Annotated in this window: 8 protein-coding genes; 4 read left to right on the forward strand and 4 right to left on the reverse strand. The window is 72.1% G+C overall.

Annotation, left to right across the window (positions count from 1 at the left end; genetic code table 11):
* Positions 1 to 51: 51 nt before the first annotated feature.
* Positions 52 to 957 (reverse strand): DMT family transporter, encoded by a 906-nt coding sequence (locus tag C1J00_RS32290; protein WP_102912529.1) that lies wholly within the window; start codon positions 955 to 957, stop codon positions 52 to 54.
* A gap of 364 nt (positions 958 to 1321) precedes the next feature.
* On the opposite strand from C1J00_RS32290, the gene C1J00_RS32295 reads away from it, so the two are divergent.
* The 4 genes from C1J00_RS32295 (at position 1322) to C1J00_RS32310 (ending at position 5286) form a co-directional block, all read left to right on the forward strand.
* Positions 1322 to 2272 (forward strand): hypothetical protein, encoded by a 951-nt coding sequence (locus C1J00_RS32295; RefSeq protein ID WP_102912530.1) that lies wholly within the window; start codon positions 1322 to 1324, stop codon positions 2270 to 2272.
* 34 nt (positions 2273 to 2306) lie between these two features.
* Complete coding sequence (locus C1J00_RS32300; RefSeq protein WP_102912531.1) at positions 2307 to 3842, forward strand: APC family permease; 1536 nt, start codon at positions 2307 to 2309, stop codon at positions 3840 to 3842.
* A gap of 87 nt (positions 3843 to 3929) precedes the next feature.
* Positions 3930 to 4679 carry a molybdopterin-dependent oxidoreductase gene (locus tag C1J00_RS32305; protein ID WP_102912532.1) on the forward strand — a complete coding sequence of 250 codons (750 nt, stop codon included), beginning with the start codon at positions 3930 to 3932 and terminating at the stop codon, positions 4677 to 4679.
* Positions 4663 to 5286: a cytochrome b/b6 domain-containing protein gene (locus C1J00_RS32310; RefSeq protein ID WP_102912533.1), complete on the forward strand. Its 624-nt coding sequence runs from the start codon at positions 4663 to 4665 to the stop codon at positions 5284 to 5286. The genes C1J00_RS32305 and C1J00_RS32310 overlap by 17 nt, the downstream gene beginning before the upstream one ends.
* A 235-nt stretch (positions 5287 to 5521) precedes the next feature.
* Here the strand turns inward: C1J00_RS32310 and C1J00_RS32315 are convergent, their stop codons facing one another.
* Genes C1J00_RS32315 through C1J00_RS32325 form a run of 3 tightly spaced genes read right to left on the reverse strand, consistent with a single transcriptional unit; the run spans position 5522 to position 8749 of the window.
* Complete coding sequence (locus C1J00_RS32315; protein WP_102912536.1) at positions 5522 to 6553, reverse strand: L-idonate 5-dehydrogenase; 1032 nt, start codon at positions 6551 to 6553, stop codon at positions 5522 to 5524.
* Between the two features lie 20 nt (positions 6554 to 6573).
* A complete protein-coding gene (locus tag C1J00_RS32320) occupies positions 6574 to 7338 on the reverse strand; it encodes an SDR family oxidoreductase (RefSeq protein ID WP_102912534.1) in 765 nt (254 codons plus the stop codon).
* A gap of 13 nt (positions 7339 to 7351) precedes the next feature.
* The gene (locus C1J00_RS32325; RefSeq protein ID WP_102912535.1) at positions 7352 to 8749 is read right to left on the reverse strand and encodes a GntP family permease; all 1398 of its coding nucleotides are present in this window, start codon (positions 8747 to 8749) and stop codon (positions 7352 to 7354) included.
* Positions 8750 to 8785: the final 36 nt, after the last annotated feature.

An 8785-nucleotide genomic window follows, 5' to 3' on the forward strand; every position in this document is an offset into this window, starting at 1 on the left:
GGTGTGGCCAGTGTCTGGTCCGGCGCGGGCGGTCGGCGGAGTCCGGGCCCGTCAGGGCGAGGCCGGGCTCACCGCGGGTGCGGCCACCCGCGCCCGCTCCGGCGCCCCCTGCGGCATCGCCGGGTGCAGACCCAGCAGCACGATCCCGGCGACCACGGCCAGCAGACCACCTGCCTCCCAGCTCAGGGCCATCGCGTCGGTGCGCAGCCGGTCGCCGAGGAAGCCGACGCCGCAGACGATGCCGGCGAGCGGCTGCGCCGCGGTCAGGGCGGGCAGCGACTTGCGCAGGGACGCGGTCTCGAACGCGCTCTGCACGAGTACCAGCCCCGTGACGCCCAGCGCGAGCACCGCGTACGGTTCCCAGCCGGTGAGCAGCTCGGCGAAGCCGCCTTCGGAGACCTTCTGTCCGCTGACCCGGGTCAGCGCGTCCTGCACGCCGTAGAGCAGTCCGGCGGCCAGTGCCAGCAGGACGGGGCCCGAGCCGAGGCGGGAGCGCTTGCCATGCGCGGTGAGCAGCAGGGCGAGGCCGATCATGACCCCGATGATCACCCACTGCCGCACCGGATCGGCCGTCGCGGCACCGCCCTCCGGCCGGCCCGCCACGATGAACGCCGTGACTCCACCGGCCAGCAGGAGGAGGCCCGCCCAGCCCTGGCGGCCCAGTGGCTGCCGGGTCTGCTTGCGGGAGAGCGCGAGAGCGAAGAGCAGGTTCGTCGCCAGCAGCGGCTCCACCAGCGACAGTTCACCCTGCCCCAGTGCGGCGGCGCCGAGCCCCATGCCGGCCACCATCAGCGCGATGCCGCCGAGCCAGCGCGGAACCTTCACGAGGTCGATCAGCAGACGGAGGGAGAGGAAGTCGCTCAGCGGGGCACGCTGAGCCGCGTTCTGCTGGAGGACGAAGCCGAAGCCCAGGCAGCAGGCGGCGCCCAGGGCGAGCGCCAGTACTGGAACCGACACGCGGTGTACCTCGATCGTCAGGTCGGGTCACGGTTGCGCAAGAGCCGACTGTACCGGCCGGGTCCGCCCGGCGCGCCCGTACGTCGTGCCATCGTCGGGGGCGGCGAGAGCCCGCGCTATGACGTACGTCACACGGAGCGAATCGGAAAAATCGGATGCCGCTCACGCCGGTCTCTCCTGTCTCTCGAATCACAAGATCCTCACAAGTGGCGGGAGTTGACGCGTGTAACGCCCCGGCGGCTCTTGACGGCGACCATTGGCTGGGGGTTGGCTGTGTGTGATCAGTTCATGGCGATGCGCACACCCGCGCTCCCTCTGCCGCCGTGAGCCGAAACACCAGAAGAGTGCGTGAGGAAGTCCCGCGGTGTCCCCACCCCCGCCTCCCCTCGGCCGCGGCCGCAGACGCGCCGCGCAGGCCTTCGACGAGGCCCTCGACGACGCCGACCTCATGGCCGCGCGCACCGCACTGGTGCAGGGCCGCTGGCAGAATGCCCGAGCCCTGCTGGTGCACACCGGGGACGACTGGGACCGGCGCGGCCACCGCGTCACCGTCCTCGCGCGGGAGTCCTCCTGTGCCGCGTGGGCCCGGGAGTGGCTGCTCGCCGAACCCGAGTCCGCCGACGCCTCCGTGCTGCTCGCCCTCGCCCAGGTCCGGCGCGCCCTGCACGGCAAGGCCAAGCCGGTCCGTGCCCGCGAGGCCTGCCGGACCGCCGCGGCCCGTGTCCCCGCCGACCCCACCCCCTGGCTCGGCCTGCTCCTGCTGGAGTGCGCGGCCGGCACCGACCAGGACGTGGTCCGGACCTTCGAGCAGGTCCGCGCCCGGTACGCCGACCACCACCACGCCCACCACCTGATGATCGCCCGGCTCGCCGCGCGCCGCACGGAGGCCGGCCCGGACCCGCTGCACGAGGTCTACGACTTCGCCGGCTGGGCAGCCGAGCAGGCGCCCGCCGACTCACCGCTCGCGATCCTGCCGGTCATCGCGCACGCCGAGCGCTACCGCGTGCTGGCCGCCGCCGGGCACGCACCCGCCGACCCGGCCGCCGCTGGTCACTGGACGGGCCGCCGCGCCCGGCAGGTCATGAAGGCCGCCTTCGACTGGTGGCTGGAGTGGGAGCTGGAGGGGCACCCGCGGCGGCTGATCGACCTGAACTTCCTGGCCCACGCCAAGTTCTGCGAGGGGCGGGGCGCCGAGGCCGCCGCCCTGTTCCACCGGATCGGCCGTCACGCCACCCCGGCGCCCTGGTCGTACCCGGACCGCGACCCGCACACCGCCTTCGCCGCCGCCCGTGCGGCCGCGCTCGGCACGGCCTGACACCCCCGACCCGAAGAGTGAGGACGCTCCCCCGATGACCACGGACAGTTCGCGAACGAGCACGACCGCCGCCGGCGGCATCAGTACGTTCAAGGGGGAGGAGCGTGCCCTGCGTGCCGACCGGCTCGGCACCGGGGGCCTGCTCCTCTCCGTCCTCGCCGCGACCGCCCCGCTCATGGTCGTCGCGGGTGTCATGCCCACTACATTCGCGGTGATGGGCATCGTCGGCCAGCCGCTGCTCTTCGTCGTCCTCGGCGTCGTCCTGATCCTGTTCAGCATCGGATACGCCGAGATGAGCCGCCACGTCCACAACGCGGGCGCCTTCTACGCATACATCTCCCGTGGCCTCGGCGGCACCGCCGGCGCGGGCGCCGCCCTGGTGGCCCTGGTCGCCTACAACGCGCTCCAGGTCGGCATCTACGGCATCTTCGGCTTCGAGGTCTCCGGGCTCCTGAACACCTACGCCGACGTGGAGATCGCCTGGTGGATACCGGCGCTCGTGGCCGCGATCGCCGTCGGGCTGCTGGGCTGGCTCAAGATCGACGTCAATGCCCGGGTACTGGGCGTGCTGCTGGTCATCGAGGTGCTCCTCGTCGTCGTCTTCGACATCGCCGCGATCGCCGACCCCGCCAAGGAGGGCCTGTCCCTGCACGCCTTCAACCCCGACACCCTCACCGGCGCGGGCGTCGGCACCGCGCTGTGCTTCTGCATCGCCGCGTTCCTCGGCTTCGAGCAGGCCCCGGTGTACGCGGAGGAGACCAGCCGCCCCCACGTCCTGGTGCCGCGCGTGATGTTCCTCGCCGTCGGCGGGGTCGCCGTCTTCTTCGCGCTGAGCAGCTGGGCCCTCACCGTGGCCACCGGCCCCTCCGCCATCGTCGGCACATCCCAGAAGCAGAGCGCCGGGCTGCTGTTCTTCCTCACCGAGTCCCGCCTCGGCGGCACCTTCACGGACGTCCTGCACATCCTGTTCGTCACCGGCATGTTCGCCGCGCTGCTCAGCTTCCACAACGTCGTCGCCCGCTACGCCTTCGCCATGGGCCGCGAAGGCCTGCTGCCCGCCGCCTTCGGCCGCACCAGCGGCAGCAGCGGCGCCCCCGGCACCGGCTCGCTGCTCCAGACCGTCGTGGCCGTGGTGGTCGTGGTCGCCTTCGCGATCGCCGACGACAAGCCGGCCGGCGACCCGACCGCACCCGTCCTGCAGCTGTTCACCTGGTTCGGCAACATCGGCGCCCTCGGCGTGATCGTGCTGATGGCGGCGGCGTCCCTGTCCGTCGTCGTCTTCTTCGTCCGCCGCGGCGCCGCCGGCGCCCAGGCCTGGCGGCTGGTCACGTCCGGGCTGGCGGGCATCGCCCTGCTGGTGATCGCCGGCTACACGGTGAAGGACTTCGAGGTGCTGGTCGGCGCCGGCCCCGACTCGTCGCTGAGCTGGGTGCTGCCCGGCGTCATCGGCCTCGCCGCGCTCGCCGGCGTGGCCCTCGGCCTGGTGCTGCGCGCCCGCGCCCCCGAGAAGCACGCCCGGATCGGCCTCGGCAACGAGGCGTTCCAGCTGGACAAGGCGGCCTCCTCCTGAGGCGGCCCGCGTAAGAAGTGGTTACGGAAATCTGACGAGCACCCGCGATCCCTGTCGTACCGGGGCCGCGGGTGTTCGAATGAGTACGTGAATCAGGACGTACCCAAGGGTGTGAACGACGAGCACCCTGATCAGCGGGGCGCCCCGGTCGGCCGCCGCGTCTTCCTCGGCACCCTCGCCCTGGGCGCCGCCGGCGTCGTCGCCGCGCCCCCGCTGCAACGCGGCCTGGAGGCCTTCCTCGGCGGAGCGGCCGACAAGGACCCCACGGGCCTGACCGGCCTGCTCCCCAACGGAGGCGGCTTCCGCTACTACTCGGTCGCCTCGTCCGTCCCGCGCAAGAACGCCGACACCTACCGCCTCACCGTGGACGGCCTGGTCGACCGCCCCACGGCCTACACCCTCGACGACCTCAAGGCACTGCCCCAGACCCGGCTGGTCCGCGACGTCCAGTGCGTCACGGGCTGGCGCGTCCCCGACACGCCCTTCGAGGGCGTACGCCTGTCCCGGCTTCTGGACGCCGCCCGGGTCCGCCCTACGGCCAAGGCCATCCGCTTCACCTGCTTCGACGGCACGTACACCGAGAGCCTCACCCTCGCCCAGGCCCGCCGCGCGGACGTCCTGGTCGCCCTGCGCATGCAGGACAAGGGTCTGAGCCACTCCCACGGCGGCCCGGTCCGCCTCTACGTGGCGCCCATGTACTTCTACAAGTCCGCCAAGTGGCTCTCCGGCATCACCGTCACCGACGAGGTCCGGCCGGGCTACTGGGAGGAGCGCGGCTACGACGTCGACGCCTGGGTGGGCCGCTCGAACGGACGGGACGATGACCCTACGAGCTGACGCACCACCGGCCACCGTCGACGTCCGGCGCTTCACCACTGTGCAGCGCTGGATCCACCGCACCACGGCCGCGCTGATGGGCATCTGCCTCCTGACGGCGGCCTGCCTCTACGTTCCCCAGCTCGCCGAACTCGTCGGCCGCCGCGCCCTGGTCGTCACCCTGCACCAGTGGGCCGGCCTCGCCCTGCCCGTCCCCGTCCTGGCCGGCCTCGCCTCCCGGGCGTTCCGCGCCGACCTGGGCCGCCTCAACCGCTTCGGCCCGCACGACCGCACTTGGCTGCGTGCCGCCCTGCGCCGCGACCGGCGCCACGCGTCCCGCCCCGCGGCCAAGTTCAACGCCGGGCAGAAGCTCTACGCCTCCTGGATCGCCGGCGCCACGCTGGTCATGCTCGCCACGGGCCTGATGATGTGGTTCACCCACCTCACCCCCCTGCTCTGGCGCACCAGCGCCACCTTCGTCCACGACTGGCTGGCCCTCACCATCGGCATCGTCCTGGCCGGCCACATCGGCATGGCCCTGGCGGACCCGGAGTCCAGAAGGGGCATGCGCACGGGCAGGGTGAGCAGCCAGTGGGCAGACCGGGAGCACCCCTTGTGGCGCCCGTAGGTATGGCCCCTCAGGGGCGCGGGGAACGGCGCGACCGGCCCCGACGCACCCGCGGACGCACGAGGGCAGGCCCCGGTACGGTCAACGGGGCGAAGTCCAGCGGCCGGACGAGGTGACCAGAGTCCGGGATCAGGGGCAGCACCCGTTGTGGCGCCCGTAGGTATGGCCCCTCAGGGGCGCGGGGAACGGCGCGAACAACCCCGACGCACCCGCGGACGCACGACGGCAGGCCCCGCTACGGCGACTGGGCGAAATCCAACAGCACCTTGCACGACCGACTGCGATCAGCGGCCAGGACGAAAGCCGACTCGGCCTCCGCCACGGAAACCACCGCACTGATCAGCCCGCCGAACGCCGGCTCCCCGGCCAGCAACGCCAGCGCGTCATCGAACTCCCCGTCGAAGCGGAACGCCCCGCGCAGCTCGATCTCCCGGCTCACCACAAGGTTCCCCGCAAACGGACTCTGCCCCGGCGGCAGCATTCCCAGCTGGACCACGACCCCACCGCGCCGCACCCGCCGCAGACACACGTCGAGCCCCGCGGCCACACCGGAGGCCTCGACGGCCACATCGACTTCGTCCGGCCACCCACGGTCATCGGGATCATCGGCCCGCACGAGACTCCCGGCCCCGGCGATCCGCCCGTACGCGAGCGCCTCGGGCAGCAGATCCGTCACCGTCACGTGCGCTGCACCCGCCGCCTTCGCCGCCGCGACCACCAGACACCCGATGGGCCCGGCACCGGTCACCAGGACATGCCGCCCGGCCACGTCCCCGGCCCGCCGCACCGCGTGCAGCGCGACGGACAGCGGCTCGGCGAGCGCCGCCCGGCGCAGCTCCAGACCGTCCGGCAACGCCCGCACCTGCTCGCAGGGCACGACCACCCGGGCCGCGAAGCCGCCCTGCACATGCGGGAAGCGCGCGGCACTGCCCAGGTAGCGGGTGTCGCGGCACACGTTGCGGCGCCCGCCCTCGCACTCCGGACACACCCCGCACGGGGTCGCCGGATGCACGGCGACGGCGGTACCCGGAGCCGGGCCCGCGGCACCGGGGCCGTACTCCACCACCGTCCCGACCACCTCGTGCCCGAGCACCATCGGCTCCCGCAGCCGGAAGTCACCGACCCCGCCGTGCCGACAGTAGTGCAGATCGGACCCGCACACCCCGCCGTACCGCACGGCGACCAGCGCCTGCCCCGGCCCGGGCACCGGCACCGGCAGCTCCGCCACCCGCAGGTCGCCCTGACCGTGGATCACACACCCCAGCATCACAGCCGCCTCCCGGCACGTCACAGCACGCTCGTCATACCGCCGTCGACATACAGCACCTGCCCGCTGACGAAGTCCGCCGCCGGGGAGGCGAGGAACAGCAACCCGCCCACCAGGTCCTGGGTACGGCCCCAGCGCCCGGCCGGCGTACGCCGCCGCACCCAGGAGCTGAACTCCTCGTCCTCCACCAGCGGCCGGGTCAGCTCGGTCTCGATATAGCCCGGGCCGAGCCCGTTGACCTGAACACCGCTCGGACCCCAGTCGGCGCACATGCCCTTGGTGAGCATCTTCAGCGCGCCCTTGGTGGCGGCGTACGGCGCGATCCCCGGCCGTACCACCTCGCTCTGCAGCGAGCAGATGTTGATGATCTTCCCGTGGCCGCGTTCCGTCATCCGCCGCGCCGCCTCACGGCCGACCAGAAAGGCACTGGTCAGATTGGTGTCCAGGATGCGGTGCCAGTCGGAGTCGGTGAACTCCAGCAGCGGGGCCCGCAGTTGCATGCCCGCGTTGTTGACGAGGATGTCGAGCGGGCCCACCCGCTCCTCGACGTCGGCGACCCCCGAGGCCACCGAGGGTCCGTCCGTCACGTCGAACGCGGCCGTGTGCACCCGGTCGCCCGGCAGCCCGGCGGCGGCCTCGGCGAGCCGGTCCTTGTCGCGCCCGTTCAGGACGACCGTGCAGCCGGCCTCCGCCAGAGCGCGCGCGAAGGCGAGTCCGATGCCCCGGCTGGAGCCGGTGACCAGGGCCGTACGGCCGCCGATGTCGAAGAGGGGATGAGCCGTCATCGCCGCAGCACTCCTAGATCACGAGGGACAACAGCAGGACGATGCCGCCGGCGACCACCGAGATGATCGTCTCCATGACGGACCAGGTCTTGATGTTCTGGCCGACACTCAGCCCGAAGTACTCCTTCACCATCCAGAACCCGGCGTCGTTGACATGGCTGAAGAAGAGCGAACCGGCGCCGATGGCCAGAACGAGGAGAGCCGCGTGCGTGCTCGACATGTCCGCCGCGAGCGGAGCGACCAGACCGGCGGCCGAGACCGTGGCCACCGTCGCCGAACCGGTCGCGAGGCGGATCACCACCGCGATCAGCCAGGCCAGCAGCAGCGCGGGGATCGCCCAGTCCTCGGAGATGTCCAGGACCATCTGGCCCACACCCGTGTCGATCAGCGTCTGCTTGAAACCGCCACCCGCGCCGACGATCAGCAGGATCCCCGCGATCGGCATGAGGCTCTTCTCGACGAGCGGCGATATCCGCTCCTTGGAGAACCCGGCGGGCCGCAGCAGCGTGAAGATGCCGACCAGCACCGAGGCGAGCAGCGCGATCATCGGGGCACCGATCACGTCGAAGACGCGCTGGACGAGGTTCTCCGGGTCGTCGATGACGATGTCGACGAGCGCCTTGGCCAGCATGAGGATCACCGGCAGCAGGACCGTGAACAGCGTGGCACCGAAGCCGGGGCGCTTGTCGAGCTCCTCGGAGGCGCGCTGCGGGATCATCTTCTCGGGGGCGGGCACGTCGACCCAGCGGGCCGCGTACTTCGAGAACACCGGACCGGCGATGATCACGGTGGGGACGGCGACGAGGACACCGAGCGCCAGGGTGATGCCGAGGTCGGCGCCGACCGCGTCGATCGCGACCAGCGGGCCGGGGTGCGGCGGGACCAGGCCGTGCATCACGGACAGACCCGCGAGCGCCGGGATGCCGATGCGCATCAGCGAGTAGCTGCCGCGCTTGGCGACCATCAGCACGACCGGGATCAGCAGCACGATGCCGACCTCGAAGAACAGCGGCAGGCCGATCACGGAGGCGATCAGCACCATCGCCCATGGCATCGACCGCCCGCCGGCCTTCTCCAGGATGGTGTCGACGATCTGGTCGGCGCCGCCGGAGTCGGCGAGCATCTTGCCGAGGATCGCCCCGAGGGCGATCAGCACGCCGACGCCCGCGACCGTGGTGCCGAGGCCGGCGCTGAAGCTGGTGAGCACCTTGTCCAGCGGCGCCCCGGCGATCGCGCCGAGCGTCAGCGACCCGATGGTCAGTGCCAGGAAGGCGTGCAGTTTGAACTTCGTGATGAGCAGGACGATGACGGCGATGCCCGCCAGGACGGCGATGCCCAGCTGAGCGTGGCCGGCCGAGGTGATCGGCTCGGGTGCGTCCGCTGCCAGCATCTCGACGCTGAGTCTGGTCACGGTGGGTTCCCTTGCGTTGGGGAGAAGGGGAGGGGA

Source organism: Streptomyces cahuitamycinicus, assembly GCF_002891435.1.
Taxonomy (GTDB): domain Bacteria; phylum Actinomycetota; class Actinomycetes; order Streptomycetales; family Streptomycetaceae; genus Streptomyces; species Streptomyces cahuitamycinicus.

Excerpts from the sequence above, each read along its gene's own strand:
- C1J00_RS32315 (WP_102912536.1), bottom strand. The coding sequence starts at position 6,553 with ATGCTGGGGTGTGTGATCCACGGTCAGGGCGACCTGCGGGTGGCGGAG.
- C1J00_RS32300 (WP_102912531.1), top strand. The coding sequence starts at position 2,307 with ATGACCACGGACAGTTCGCGAACGAGCACGACCGCCGCCGGCGGCATC.
- C1J00_RS32320 (WP_102912534.1), bottom strand. The coding sequence starts at position 7,338 with ATGACGGCTCATCCCCTCTTCGACATCGGCGGCCGTACGGCCCTGGTC.
- C1J00_RS32310 (WP_102912533.1), top strand. The coding sequence starts at position 4,663 with ATGACCCTACGAGCTGACGCACCACCGGCCACCGTCGACGTCCGGCGC.